The 14077-nt window shown below is 56.8% G+C and carries 12 protein-coding genes; 8 read left to right on the top strand and 4 right to left on the bottom strand.

All coding sequences use genetic code 11. The annotated features are described in order from the left end of the window. Positions 1-57 precede the first annotated feature (57 nt). Both HKD40_RS02660 and HKD40_RS02665 read right to left on the bottom strand, forming a co-directional pair. Complete coding sequence (locus HKD40_RS02660; RefSeq protein WP_169194152.1) at positions 58-2673, bottom strand: DUF4344 domain-containing metallopeptidase; 2616 nt, start codon at positions 2671-2673, stop codon at positions 58-60. Positions 2674-3085: 412 nt separating this feature from the next. Then, on the bottom strand, positions 3086-4483 hold the full coding sequence (locus HKD40_RS02665) for an MFS transporter (RefSeq protein WP_349236782.1): 1398 nt from the start codon (positions 4481-4483) through the stop codon (positions 3086-3088). 71 nt (positions 4484-4554) lie between these two features. Between HKD40_RS02665 and HKD40_RS02670 the strand changes: the two genes are divergently transcribed. Continuing rightward, positions 4555-5118: a TetR family transcriptional regulator gene (locus HKD40_RS02670; RefSeq protein WP_169194153.1), complete on the top strand. Its 564-nt coding sequence runs from the start codon at positions 4555-4557 to the stop codon at positions 5116-5118. 117 nt (positions 5119-5235) lie between these two features. Here HKD40_RS02670 and HKD40_RS02675 read toward each other — a convergent pair whose 3' ends face one another. Together HKD40_RS02675 and HKD40_RS02680 are read right to left on the bottom strand one after the other, a co-directional pair. Continuing rightward, positions 5236-5457 (bottom strand): hypothetical protein, encoded by a 222-nt coding sequence (locus HKD40_RS02675; protein ID WP_169194154.1) that lies wholly within the window; start codon positions 5455-5457, stop codon positions 5236-5238. 160 nt (positions 5458-5617) lie between these two features. Next, a complete protein-coding gene (locus HKD40_RS02680) occupies positions 5618-6724 on the bottom strand; it encodes an FAD-dependent oxidoreductase (RefSeq protein WP_169194155.1) in 1107 nt (368 codons plus the stop codon). 177 nt (positions 6725-6901) lie between these two features. Here HKD40_RS02680 and HKD40_RS02685 point away from each other — a divergent pair, with 177 nt between their 5' ends. The 7 genes from HKD40_RS02685 to HKD40_RS02715 all read left to right on the top strand — a co-directional run bounded on the left by HKD40_RS02685 (position 6902) and on the right by HKD40_RS02715 (position 13710). Continuing rightward, positions 6902-8368 (top strand): ABC transporter substrate-binding protein, encoded by a 1467-nt coding sequence (locus HKD40_RS02685; protein WP_248306597.1) that lies wholly within the window; start codon positions 6902-6904, stop codon positions 8366-8368. Between the two features lie 134 nt (positions 8369-8502). Next, complete coding sequence (locus HKD40_RS02690) at positions 8503-9450, top strand: ABC transporter permease (RefSeq protein WP_282567630.1); 948 nt, start codon at positions 8503-8505, stop codon at positions 9448-9450. Continuing rightward, positions 9447-10295, top strand: coding sequence for an ABC transporter permease (locus tag HKD40_RS02695; RefSeq protein ID WP_169194156.1), 849 nt, complete (start codon positions 9447-9449; stop codon positions 10293-10295). Before HKD40_RS02690 ends, HKD40_RS02695 begins: the two co-directional genes overlap by 4 nt. Further along, entirely contained in the window at positions 10292-11092 is an 801-nt protein-coding gene (locus HKD40_RS02700) for an ABC transporter ATP-binding protein (protein ID WP_169194157.1), read from the top strand. Before HKD40_RS02695 ends, HKD40_RS02700 begins: the two co-directional genes overlap by 4 nt. Next, positions 11089-11850, top strand: a complete 762-nt coding sequence (locus tag HKD40_RS02705) for an ATP-binding cassette domain-containing protein (protein ID WP_169194158.1) — start codon at positions 11089-11091, stop codon at positions 11848-11850. The genes HKD40_RS02700 and HKD40_RS02705 overlap by 4 nt, the downstream gene beginning before the upstream one ends. Further along, positions 11847-12632, top strand: coding sequence for a DUF1684 domain-containing protein (locus HKD40_RS02710; RefSeq protein WP_169194159.1), 786 nt, complete (start codon positions 11847-11849; stop codon positions 12630-12632). Before HKD40_RS02705 ends, HKD40_RS02710 begins: the two co-directional genes overlap by 4 nt. A gap of 34 nt (positions 12633-12666) precedes the next feature. Then, the gene (locus tag HKD40_RS02715; RefSeq protein ID WP_169194160.1) at positions 12667-13710 is read left to right on the top strand and encodes a hypothetical protein; all 1044 of its coding nucleotides are present in this window, start codon (positions 12667-12669) and stop codon (positions 13708-13710) included. Positions 13711-14077 lie beyond the last annotated feature (367 nt).

Below are 14077 nucleotides of genomic sequence, written 5' to 3' on the forward strand. Positions count from 1 at the left end.
TCCATCAAGCCTAGCGTTGTTTGACGACGCCAAGGCAGGATGGGTCAGTGACATCGGCTAGTCGATTTGTCCGGCCATGGGCAGACCGTTGGAGCGCCAGGCCTCGATACCGCCACGGTACCAATAGGCCTTCCAGCCGGCCATGCCAGCCCGCAGAGCGGCATTGTAGGAGGAGCGGTCCTGCATGCCTGCGCCGAAGAAAATGATCGGGACGGATTTGTCGCCGCCGGTCTCCTCGGTCAGCCAGTCTTCGATAAGCCCCTGAAATCTATCTGTAAGGCTGCCGTCGCGCCCGGCATCGACCACTGCAAAAGCGCCGGGCAAGGTTGCTGTGCCGCCACTGGTATCCACCAACAACCAATTGTCGTTGCCGGTCAGTAGGTCGACGATGGCGGGGGTCGTCAACACATCGGCGCGCATGTGAGCAGCGGGTGTTGGACCGCGATAGGGCGCGGGGAAGAGGACGGAGGTTGCAGGGACACCATAATCGGCCAGCTCGTTGAGCGCGCCCGCGGTAACCATCATCTCTGAGGTCACGGCAACAGTGTCGGCCTGAGCCGGTGGTGCGGAGGAAGTCTGCGTTCCACCCAGTTCCACCTCAGCGAGCATGCCAATGAGATATTCAATGAGGTCGTAGCACATGGTGATACTGCCCTCACTGGGGTTATACCATGCGTTGAGTTCACCGCACTGGCGATAGGTCACACTCAGGTCACGCGGCAGAACGTAAGTCTTGGCAAGGTCTTCGGCAAAACCGCGCAAACCATCTTCAAATGTTTCGACCAAGAAACGGCTGACCGGAGTTGTCGGCAGCTCGAACGTCACCTTCACAGCAGCGCCGGGGGCATCAGCCATCAAATGCCCGTCTGGATGCCATGTGCTAATGCGAGTGTGCGGCGCCAGGATTGTGCGCCAAGCGCGGTTTTGGCGATTGAACTCTTCGGCGCAACGCGACAGCGTCCGCTCTTCCATGCCGACCTGCTCGGCGATGTGTTCGTAAAGACCCGGATTGCCACCGTAGATCACGCAGAACGTATTGCGGAAGCGCCGCAAATCGCCGGTGTGCTCATCCTGCCAAGGCAACTGCTCGCCGGTCTGGGAATTGATCATACCGCCATAGTACCAAGGCAGGACCGAGTAGATCGCCACTTCGCGGCCGATCAGATCGATGTTTTCATCACCCGAGGGATACATGGTCGGCTCGACGACGCGCAGCGCGGAGAAAATGTCGACTGCGTCTTCTTCCGGCCCGGTGGAGGGCAATTGCAGTTCGGCAATCAGGGCATGGCCGAATTCATGCATGAAAATGCCATTGGTGACGCCCAGATAAGCGCCGATCAATTGCGACTCATGTGTGTTGATGAAGGGGATAGCTCCCTCCCCTGTTGATGAGGTTGGGGGCGGAGCGGCGCTGGTTCCCGTCGTTTGCGGCGCTGCAGCATTGGTCGTCGACACGGCAAAATCGCTAAAATAGAAATCGCCACGCTCGTAGGCCAAAATGCCAACGGCACCGCCAAGAATTGCCTGCTCATTGACCTGTGCGATGAGCTTTCCATTGAGGAAAAAGCCACCCACGCCGGGCTGTTCAACCCATTCCAGCAGATCAGTGCCGTCCACCTTCGCAGCGCCCGGGAGGCGACCAATCTCGGTAGATTTGCCGTCCTCACCAAAGCACAGGACGAGGCCATCACCACCCAGGGTGATCTCGCCAAGGCATGAGTTCTTGGTGGTAGCGCTTTCGACAACAATGCCAGCCGCCGAGAGTTTGAACTCCTCGACAGTCCGGCCTTGTGGGGGGCGAATGTTGACGTTGACCTTTACGACGCGCTCGCCGGAAGCGACGGGGCCGCCCATAGGCATGGTGAAGAAGTTTTCCGAGCTTGCCTTGTTTTCGTTGACCAGCACCAACCACTCATTCTCGAAAAACGTGCCCCACCCTTCACGGTTTCCGGAGCCAATGATCGAGGTCGCCAGCGGCCCCATGATCTCAGCCATGCGGGTGGCATTGGCGTCGCTCCCCGCCGGTGGCGGTGTTGTGGCGGGGGCATCAGCGGGTGCTGACGCGCCTGCGCTGCCGCCCCGTGGTGGCAGACCCGAGCCTTGAGCCAGTGGAGGAGCACTGTCCTCCATATCGGTCACCATGAATTCAGCGACGCCAAAGGTGCCGCGCTCGAAGGCCATAACCCCAAGCTCGTCGCCCAACGCGGCGGCATTTGGGACGTCACCCAGAAGCTTGCCGTTGACGATGAAGGTGGCAAGACCGGGCGTTTCGATCAAATCAATGACGTCAGTGCCATCGAGTTTCGCGGCTTTGGCGACCGTGGCGACTGATTCAAATTTCCCATCGATGACGCAAAACAGATTGGCAGCCGCTTCCGCAGTTAACTCGGCGACGCAGGTCCCCTTGTTGGCACTGTTGCGCACCACCATCCCGATGGCAGCAGTGGGCTGGTCGGAACTGATGGAAACATTGACGGAAGCACGACGCCCCGCGGCACTGGGCGGGCCCGCTTTGATGGTCAGAGTTTGTTCGGATTTTTCGAGAGTGTCGTTGCGCATAACGAACCAGCCGTCTTGCTCGCCGGCAAACCAGCCGCGTTGCAATTGCTGATCCACAACACCGTCCAGCGCTCCCAGTATCTGCTGGCCGAAAGCCGGGCCGGACAGTGACAACCCAGAGGCTGCGACACAAAAAGCTAACTTAGAAAATTTCATCGACAACCTGATAATCAAAACTGCTGCGAGGCAATGTGGACTGGGTAAGCGACCGGGCGTCCAAGAAATATTCTAGCCGCCGTAAACTCAAACAATCAAACTGGTATTCCAGTTTCGTGCAAGATGCCAATTGCGGGTGTGCATGGAGGCCGGTTTCAGGACCTGCGAGGCGCACAGTCTGCGCAAGTCGATAAATAGTCGCTCGCGGAAAAATTTGAGTACTACCAGTGATCAAGCAGGCCTAAGCGGTCAGATCCATCTGACATATTTGACGAGCAGAATTTTAGTCTCGGCTCTCGGGACAAAAAAAGACCGCCCCCGAATGGGAGCGGTCTATGCCGTTTAGCGTAGAACAGAATCTGTACCGAGCTTATGCCGTTGTGCTGCGCGGGATCAGCATAGCGAGGACTGCGCATACCACGGCAGCGACCAGCCCCATGACGAAGACGGAGTGGAACCCGGCGCTATGATCAGCACTGGCTGTGCTCGCAAGGATCGAGCCTACCAGTGCTGCGGCTACGGTGGTGCCGAACGAGCGCATGAGCGTATTCAGGCCGTTGGCGGCAGCGGTTTCACTGCGCGGGACCGCATCCATTATCAGCGCGGGCATTGCTGCGTAGCCAAGGCCGATGCCGATGCCGATGACCACATTCACGATCGGGATGTAGATGGCTTGCAGAGGCACAAGAACGCAGAAGAGATAGGCCACCGCGATCACTGAAGCGCCAGCCACGAGAAGCGGGCGCGCACCCACACTGCGGGCAATACGACCGGAAATCGGCGACATGGCCAGCATGGCCAAGCCGGCAGGCATGAGCATCAGGCTGGCGGAGAGAAGATCGATCCCCATTCCGCCCAAGGCGGCAGGAAACTGCAGCAATTGTGGGAAGGCGATGCTGGAAGAGAACAGGGCAAAGCCCATGGCCACTGACGCAAGATTGGTAGTGAGAACGGCAGGCTTAACGCTCACGCGCAGGTCGACCAATGGGTTGGAAATGCGCAATTCGTAGATGGTCCATAGCGCCAAAGCGACAAGGCCGACGCCAAAGCACAGCAAGGTCGGCATAGCGCCCCAGCCCCAAGTGTTGCCGCGGGAGATCGCAAGCAGCAGCCCAGTAAGACCAATGGCGAGACCGATGACACCAACCACGTCAACGCGTCCACCGCTCTTGACGCCGGTCTTTGGCACGATTGCCCAGATCAGCGCAAAGGCGAGTGTGGCGAGACCCGCCGCCAAAATGAACAGCATGTGCCAATCAAGATTTTCGGTCACCAGAGCGCTGACCGGCAAGCCGATGGCACCGCCAACGCCGAGCGTCGCACTGACCAAAGCAATGGAACTGCCCAAGCGCCGCGTATCGACAATGTCGCGCAGAAGGGAAATGCCGAGAGGGATAACACCCATGCCCATGCCCTGAAGCGTGCGGCCAAGGATCATGGGTATGAGGCCTTGAGACATGGCGCAGACTAGCGAGCCCAGGGTCAGAATAGCCATCAGGATCAGCGCGACAGTACGCTTGCCGAACATGTCGCCAAGCTTGCCCACAATCGGGGTTGAGACCGAGGCGGCCAAGAGAGTGGCTGTGATCACCCAAGCGGTGTCTTCTGCCGGCGCATTGAGCAATTCAGGCAACTTGCTCTGAATTGGAATGAGGATCGTCTGCATGAAAGACGCGCCCATGCCCGCAAAGGCAAGAACGCCTACGGTGAGGCTTTGTCTTGCGCTGCTATAGGGTGAAGAAAAAACATGAGCGGAGTCGGCTCGCACGAAAGGCCTCGAATTTTAAGATTGGGTCTACTATATGAGACTGCGTATCACACGATAGGGAGTCGTGAGAAATGAATTTGCGCGAACGCACCGCTGAAATCATGCGGACCGAAACGGCACGAGCGGCGCTCGATGTGCTCCTCGCGCATGGTTATGATGGCATGACGGCGGACGAACTCGCCAAGGCCGTTGGCATCTCGCGAGCGACGTTCTTCCGATATTTCGGATCTAAGGACGAAGTGATCATCGCTGCGATGCTGGAGGCTGACGACTTCTTTGAGCGCAGGTTCCGGGAATTTGCGGCGGACACGGAGGACGGTCTGTGGGCGCGGATGCGCCGGGCATTTGAACCCACTGTGCTGGCCGCAGAAACGAACAGCGAAAAATTGCGCGCACGCACGCGCCTTATTCAATCGCAGCCCATGCTAGGGGCTAGGTTGCGTCGGGCACGCCTGCCGCAGATTGAACGACTTGCAGCTGTACTGGAGGAAGAGGGCCTGACCGACATCCAAGCTCACGCCATGGCCACGGCGGCAATTGCCGTACTGGATTATTGCTGGTCGCAATGGGCGCGAGACGATGAGGCTTCGCTGCGGTCCATCCTCGACGAAGCATTCCGCTTTATGGGACGCTAAAGGCCGGCTAGCACCGCAATAGATGAGAGGCGCAGACACTGCCTGCACCTCAAGCGCAAAAACCAACTCCCCGATAGTGCGACGCTAAGCACCAGCCATTAGGGCGAGATGGTTCAGTTACTTAATTTCTGCTGATAGCCGTTCAAAATATGCAAGCGCTTCGTCACGAGAGATCGAGCCGCTTTTGTCCACGTCGTTCTGATCGAACATGTCCGTGACCATGGCTTCAGGCTCCTCAGATATCCAACGTGTAAAGACGTTGCCCTTCGAGGGACCTGCATAAGCGAGACCGGCTAACGCCACCGCGATCGCTCCTGCCAATAATATCTTTGTCCTCATTTATTCGATCTCCAATGTCGCAAACATCCGAGCAACTCGGACAATTCTAAAAATATCAGTCAACTATTCCGCCACGCACGGTACATGGCGGAACATTACTTGCCAACGACGTAATTTGATCGAATGCGTCACAAGTTCAAAGACGACGCGGATTTGACGGCTAGAGCACGGTGCGTCCGGCCAACATCTGCGTAGCGGTTTCGGCGGCAATATCCCCGAGAATGGCGCGACAGACGGTTTCGCCCACCATGACCCCGAGCTTAAAACCGTGGCCGGAACAGGCGCTGACAACCCAGCCTTTGGCGTCGAGTGGTTCGACGCGGAACCGCTCTTCTTCGGTCACGGTGTAATAGCAAATTTTGCGTTCTAATTCAGTGTACTGGGACGCATCCTTAAAAACTCGACTCAAGGCATCCTGCACCGGCTTGTAGTCCTCTGCAGTCGCGATGCGATTGTCCGAACCGTGGCCAATGCGCGAGAAAAAGTGGTCACCAATCTTGAGGCGCGTACCGTCTTTGGGCGGCAGGATATAGGCGAGCTTGTCGTCCAGATGGTCGATGACAACCGGCGCGTTGTTCCAAGCATCGGCATATTGAGCGGGCGGCTCGAGATAGAGCACCATCTGGCGAGAGGCCTCGGCAATGTTGGCATAACCGGGCAAGAGATCGCTGATCCAGGCGCCGGCGCAGACCACGACCATATCGCCGGTAATGATCTGACCGTCGGCCTCGACCGTTCCCGCTATGGCATCAACCTTGGTGACGCGCGTGTTGGGGCGAAGATCGGCCCCATTTGCATCGAGCCATTTCGCAAGATCGGTGACAATGCGATCTGCATAGAGGAGCCCTGCCCCATCCGCTTCATAAGCGCTGACAGCGCCCTTCATATTGAGGAAGGGAAGACGCTGCTCGAGCTCGGTGAGTGTGAGCGGACGATGCTTGATGCCCACCGCATCCAAAGCCGTGGCGGTGCTGGTGTATATGTCCGCGTCAGTGCGGGAGACATAGATCGCCGGGGTCTTATGGATATGGGTCGCGCCAATGTCGGCCCAGAGTTCGTCATAGAGCTCAAAAGTCCGCGGCATGAGCGCGGTGTACCCCGGCATTCCCGTATAGGTGTGACGCGTGATCCTATGCTCATCGAAGGACGATGAGATTGGGTTCGGGATGGGGCCCTGATCGAACAGCGTGACCTCTACCCCGCGCTTGCGTAACCGCCATGCCAAGCTAAGGCCTGCGATTCCTGCACCAACGATCAAAACTCTCATGCCAGCCTCATTTACTCGTTTCAAATCGCCCGCTCAGCAGAGAAAGATATTCTCAAAAGCGAACGAGTTTCGCGAAAATCTCTACCCGCTCGATAGTGTTTTCCCGAAACGAGAGGGATATAATTTCAGCCAATGTTTTAACTGAGAGTTCCAAAAGTGAAAGTCTCAAAGCTTCTTATCACCGCCGCTCTCCTCGCTGGCGTCTCCACCGCCACGACCGCTTGGGCGCAGTCTTATAACCCAGATGCGTCCATCCGCATTGGTTCGCTCTATGAGCCGCAGAACCTCGACAATACCGCAGGCGCTGGCCAGGGCATCAACGAAGCTTTCAACGGCAACGTTTATGAAGCTCTGTACCAACTGACCGACGCAGGCACTGTCGACGCCAAGCTGGTTGAGAGCCACGAAGTCAGCGAAGACGGTCTCACCCACACCTTCAAGCTTAAGTCTGGTGTGACCTTCCACTCGGGCGATCCGCTGACCGCTGCTGACGTGAAGAACTCGATCGAGCGCGTTACCGCAGAGGCTTCCAAGAGCTCGCGTAAGAACAGCCTCAAGACCATCACCGCAATCGACGCGCCAGATGATCAGACCGTGGTCATCACCCTGTCCGCACGTTCGGTGAACCTGCCGTACAATCTCTCTTATGTATGGATCGTCAACGACGCTGCTGGTGACATCACTGCTGCAGCCGACGGCACTGGCCCATACAAGCTTGGCGAATGGCGCCGTGGTTCGGCGCTGGCGCTGACCCGCAACGATGCCTATTGGGGCGAAGCGCCAAAGAACGCTGAAGTGATCTATACCTATTTCACGGATGCCACTGCGCTCAACAACGCACTTTTGACCAATGCGGTCGACGTTGTGACCTCGGTACAGAGCCCGGATTCGCTGCAGCAGTTCGCTGACAATCCGGCCTACACCGTGACCGAAGGCGCTTCGACCACCAAGGCGCTGCTGGCTTACAACGACCGCGTTGCACCGTTTGATAACGTCAAGGTTCGCAAGGCTCTGGCCCGCGCAACCGACAAGGCGCGCCTCTTGAACTCCATCTGGGGTGACTATGGCACGCTGATCGGCTCGTTCGTCCCACCCACCGATCCTTGGTATGTAGACCTGACCGGCGTCGATGCCTATGACGTTGAAAGCGCAAAGGCTCTGCTGGCGGAAGCTGGCTATCCAGATGGCTTTGAATTCACCATCGACACCCCAGACTACGATCCGCATCCGATCATCGCGCAGTTCCTGCAGACGGAATATGCCAAGATCGGCGTGAAGGTGAACATCAACATCATCACCTCCAACGAATGGTACACCAAGATCTACCAAGCGAAGGATTTCCAGGCGACCCTGCAGGAACACGTCAATCACCGCGATATCGTGTTCTACGGCAACCCAGACTTCTACTGGGGCTACAACAACCCAGCGGTTGTTGAGCTGATTGCTGGTGCGGAAGCTGCGGCCGACGAAACCGAACAGGTGGCTAAGCTCACCGAAGCCAACAAGATCATTGCGGAAGATGCAGCCAGCAACTGGCTCTACCTCTACCCACAGATCGTGGTTTCGGCCGCAAATGTCACCGGCTACCCAGTCAATGGCCTGAACTCGCAGTTCCCAGCCTATGGCATCGAAAAGACTGAATAAGCCTCGCGCTTATAGTCTTTAGAGACACGAATTATACGCGCCACCGGGTTCGCCCGGTGGCGTTGTCATTACGAGGAAGCTAATGTCGCGCTTTCTCTTCGAATTAGGGATTCTCGGCCATTCTCGCCTATACGATCCGACGCACGTTCATCTTGTTGGTATCGCTGTTTATTGCGGCGATTGTGCTCTTTGTCCTTTTGCGTTTGCTACCCGGCGACCCAGCCAATGCGCTGCTTGGTGTCGGAGCAACTCCAGCACAAATTGAAGCGGCGCGCGCGCAGGTTGGTTCTGACCAGTCGCTTTACGTGCAATTTGGCAGCTATCTGCAAAGCCTCATCCGTTTTGACCTCGGCAATAGCTTTGTCAGCAAAGCCTCGGTGCTTGAGGAAATCGGCAACCGCATGTCGGTGACGCTGCCACTGGCGCTGCTGGGATTTGTCCTTTCTATTTTGATTGCTGTCCCACTTGGCATCGTCTCTGCGGTGAAAGCGGACAAATGGTATGGCTGGTTGATCTCGGTGGTTTCTCAATTGGGTATTGCCATCCCGGTGTTCTGGGTGGGGATTTTGCTGGTGACGCTGTTTGCCATCAATTTGCGCTGGCTCCCCTCTGGCGGGTTCCCGCTCAAGGGATGGGCTAATTTCTCTGACGCTGCGATTGGCATGATCCTACCGGCGGTGACCATTGGGCTGGTGATGGGCGCTTCGCTGTTGCGCTATGTTCGAGCAGCAACACTGGACGTTCTGGGCAGTGACTATCTGCGGACGGCCCGCGCTATGGGCGCAGGCTTTACCGAAGCTCTGCTCAAGCATGGTCTACGCAATGGCGCTGTGCCGGTGATTTCTATTTTGGGCATTGAGTTGGCGACGACATTTCTTGGCGCCGTGGTGATCGAGAAGGTGTTTAGCCTGCCGGGCATGGGCTCGATGCTGCTGCTGGCGATCCAACAGCGCGACTACCCCAATGTGCAGGGTGTCCTCATTATCTCTACCCTTCTCGTCCTGCTGATCGGCTTTGCTGCGGACATTTTGCAACGTGTTGTCGATCCGCGTCTGCGGACAAAATCGCGGGTGCAAGCATGAGTCAGACCATGGACTTAAGCCCGCCAGCCAAACCAAAACTTTCACTCACCTTGTGGGCCGGGATTTTTCTCGTTGGCCTGCATGTGGTCGTGGGCCTGCTCACGCTGGTGTGGCTGCCGTACGACCCGAATGCCTTTACCGGCGGACGGCTTGAAGGCGCGAGCTGGCTGCACTGGACAGGGACCGACCGTCTCGGTCGCGATCTGTTCACCCAATTGATGATCGGTAGCCGCATCGCGCTACAGGTCGGCGTTTCCGCTGTGATCATTGGCGGGGTAATCGGTGTGACGCTGGGCACAATCGCCGCCTTCGCAACGCGCTGGCTTGATGATGCTCTCGCGGCCACGCTCGATATTCTCATCGCCTTCCCGACACTTCTAATTGCCATGCTGGTTGTGGCAGCGAGTGAAACGGCGTCGTTGGGCTCGGCCATTCTGGCGCTGGGCATTGCGCTTTCGGCGATTGTGGCGCGGCTGACGCGTATCCTCGTCAAGCGCGTGCTGGTGATGGACTACATTACGGCGGCGCGAACCTCGGGGTCGAGCTGGCTAAAAATCGTCTTCGTCCACATCATCCCCAATATCTGGCCGACGCTATCGGTGAATTTTGCGCTGCAATTTGGCCTCGCGGTGATCGCGGAAGCTTCGCTCTCTTATCTGGGCCTCGGTGCGCCGCCGCCAAACGCCTCGTGGGGGCGAATGCTACAGGAAGCGCAGGCCACGGTTTACAACGCGCCGCTGGGCGCCATCGCACCGGGTGTGGCACTGGTGACGCTGGCCATCGGCGTCAATCTTCTTGCAGACGGTCTCCGCGACGTCATTGATCCGACGAGGCAGGGACGATGAGCCTTCTTAGTGTTGCAAATCTCACCGTGAAGGCGGGCAACAAAGTTCTGGTTTCGGAGTTGAGCTTCACCCTCGACAAGGGGGAACGTCTGGGGCTGATCGGGGAATCAGGGTCGGGCAAATCACTGACTTCGCTCGCCGTTACCGGACTATTGGCTCGGGGGCTGTCGGCTGAAGGTTCGGTGGTACTGAACGACACGCAAATCATCGGCGCTAAAGATAGCGATCTCAATCCGCTGCGCGGGACGACTGTTGCCATTGTTTTCCAAGAACCCCTTACGGCGCTTGATCCGCTGATGCGGGTGGGCGAGCAGATCAGCGAAGTGGTGGCCCGCCGCGCCAAGCGCGATGGCGATCGGCTGACGCGCATTGAGATGGATGCGGACGTCGCGGCGCTTATGCGTGAAGTGAACCTGCCAGCATCGCTCGCCAGCAAATATCCGCATGAGATGTCGGGCGGTCAGCGCCAACGTATCGCCATTGCGATGGCTCTGGCCTGCAAGCCGGAGCTGCTCATTGCCGATGAGCCGACGACTGCGCTCGACGTGACAACGCAGGCCGAAATCATGAGTCTTATCAAACGGCTCGTGGCGGAACGTAACATGGCACTTCTCTTTATCAGCCACGATCTGCCGGTGGTCGCCAATACGGTGGACCGTGTGGTGGTAATGCGGCACGGGGTAGCCGTGGAAGCCGGTGCTGTGGGCGAGGTATTCCGTTCGCCTCAGCATGATTACACCAAGAGCCTGCTGGCGGCAGCGAAGGCCTTTGACAACGCGATCGGGGGCCAAGCATGAGCCTCGTTAGCATCGACAATGTCAGCTTCGCTTATACAAGCGAGCGGCAGATTTTGGCTGGCGTCTCCACTGAGATCGCACCGGGCGCTACCGTTGGCCTTGTGGGGGAATCCGGCTCGGGCAAAACCACGCTGCTCCGTCTGCTGCTGGGCCTGACCAAGCCCCAGGGCGGGACCATTCGGTTTGATGGGCAGGTTCTCGACCCGAGCAATCGGGCGTTTATGCGCGATTATCGTCGGCAGGCGCAGGTGGTGTTCCAAGACCCCTACTCCTCGCTCGATCCGCGCCAAAAAGTGTTTTCCATTATTGCCGAGCCGTTGAAATCGCTGCGTATCGCAGGCGACCACAAGGCTATGGTTATGGCTGCGCTGGAGGCCGTTGGCCTTGAGGCCGATAGTGCCAATCGCTACCCGCACCAGTTCTCGGGCGGCCAGCGTCAACGCACCGCTATTGCGCGCGCAATTGTAGCAAAGCCCAAGCTGCTGCTTGCCGACGAAGCCGTGAGCGCGCTGGATCTGACGACCAAGGTGCGCGTTGTTGAACTGCTCCGCACACTGAGCCGCGATATGGCCCTACTCTTCGTTTCGCATGACATCGCGGTCGTCGCAGCGCTGTGCGAACACATTATCATTTTGGAAAAGGGCGTGATCGTCGAGCAGGGTAAGACTGCTGAAGTTCTCGCCAATCCGCAACATGCCTATACGCAGCGGCTGCTCGCCAGCGTGCCGCGCCTCTCGTTCAAGGATGAAGAGCTATGACTGACTATCCAACTGAATATGCCGCCTGGAAAATCCGCCGCCTTGAGGCGCTGCAGGCTCCAGATGGCTGGCTCAATATCATTGCGCGCGACTGGCTGAGTGAAGGCACAGTCAAAATTGGCGCGGCAGACGATAACGACATTATCTTGCCGACCGGCCCGGCTTATGTCGGCACGCTGACACAGGACGCTGACGGCGGAGTGACTTATGCCGCGGCTGATGGCTCGGCGCCGATTAAGCTCGAATTGAACAAGTATAAGCCACCGCGCTTCACGGCTGAGAACCTGCTTCTTGAAGTCACAACACTGAACGGCGAGAATGCTGTTCGCGTGCGCGACACCGCGTCCAAGGCTGGCGAAGAGTTGGGCGAGATCGAATATTTCGATCTGGACCCAAGCTGGCGCATTGAAGCCAAGTGGGTGGCGCTCGAAGAGGCGAAGAACCTCTCCATCTCGACCTCGAAGGCGATCCCCACCGAAGTTCAGGCAACGCATAAGGCCGTGTTCGACAGGGACGGCGTGACCTATGAGTTGCTGGCAACGCACGGCACCAAGGAAAGCCCGCAGTTCGTCATTCGCGACCTGACCAGCCGCGACAGTACCTATGGCGCGTGCCGCTTTGTGTTTGGTGAAAACGTGAGCGAAAACAGCATTGTACTGGATTTCAATAAGGCATTGAATCCGCCGTGTGCGTTTACCGATTTCGCTGTGTGCCCGCTGCCGCCAGCCGAAAACGTGCTACCGATCCGCATTGAGGCGGGCGAGAAGCGGTTGAAGGACTGAGGTTCTTTTGGGCTGAAGCGTTTTGAGGGTGGTGGTGACGGAGGTCGCCGCCGCCCTTTTGTTTGCATTAGAAATGCGCGAGCACCCCGATCAGCCATTTAAAAAGAGACTTGCTCTAATACAAAAAAATATCAAATCATATAAACAAGTTGATAGATCACTTAGGGCGCTACCAAAAAAGATGGAAAAGACCACAGGTCAAAAAATTAAGAAGGATGAAAATAACACTACGAACAAAGATTGCGTTGTTATTATGCCCATATCTGAATTCGAAGGGTACGAACCTAATCATTTCAGACATGTATACGATGACATAATCAAACCTGCATGCGATGTCGCAGGCTTTTCCGCAGTACGCGCCGATGACGTTCAGGCGAGTAACTTCATTCACCTCGATATCCTGAGAAAAACCATAGAGTCACCGGTGGCAATCTGTGATCTCAGCACACGAAATCCGAATGTCCTTTTCGAACTGGGAATAAGACAAGCTTTCGACCTGCCCGTGGTCCTCATCCAAGAAAAGGGTACGCCAAAAATATTCGATATCGGGCCGATCAGGTGCTTAGATTACTCTAAGGAGATGCGTTATCACGATGTGGTGGAGACACAAAGAAAGCTTAGTGAGGCAATCACCGAAACACAGAAGTCGACTTCAGACAGCGGAAATGTAAATTCCATTGTCAGACTGCTATCTCTGACTGAACCCGCTAAAATACCAGACGTCACCGGCCAAAAAGACGCCATGTCTATGGACGTTTTGCGGACGGAAATGCACTATATTCGAAAGATGGTTGAAGACCTTACCTCAACTCGCGGTCCCCTAGCTCGACCACGCACTCCGGTGTCCCTAGAGTATGAGCGAATTGCTTCCAGCTTCGAGAGAGCCCAGGCAAGTTTCGGCAAGGCAGAGCATACAATTGTGCTCAGAGAAGTGAACGGGGTCATCGAAGATATCGCTAGAGCGTTGAAGTACGCAGAAGGCTCTAGGATTGACCCCACCGGCTTCAGAATACTTCTCGACCGAGCTGAAACTCTACAAAACCGCCTCATTAAAGAAGTTGAGGACCTCCCTTTCTGACGAGAAGCAAATAGTAACTCTTCGAGCACGCGGACTAGAATTTTCATCCAATACTTTAGAGGGTGATGTGCTGAAGGGCATGCTGCCCTTTTTGTTTCCCCCACCCAACCTCCCCCTGAAGGGGGGACTGTTTACAACTTGCTCATTTGGGATTCTAGTTTGATTGCTTGGGGGTGATTTGCCGGAGGGTTTGAGATGGATTGTCCAGATTGTTCTAGCACTGCCACGGTCAAGCGCGGCCTCAAGGCGGGTTACCAGCGATTTAGCTGTAAGGAGTGTGGTCGGTACTTTACTGATCGCGCCCCTAAATTCAGCGCTCAGACAAAAGCGCAGGCCGTTCAGATGTATCTCAACGGCACCGGCATTC

Origin of the sequence: Devosia sp. MC1541 (assembly GCF_012847305.1) — a bacterium.
Classification (GTDB): Bacteria; Pseudomonadota; Alphaproteobacteria; order Rhizobiales; family Devosiaceae; genus Devosia.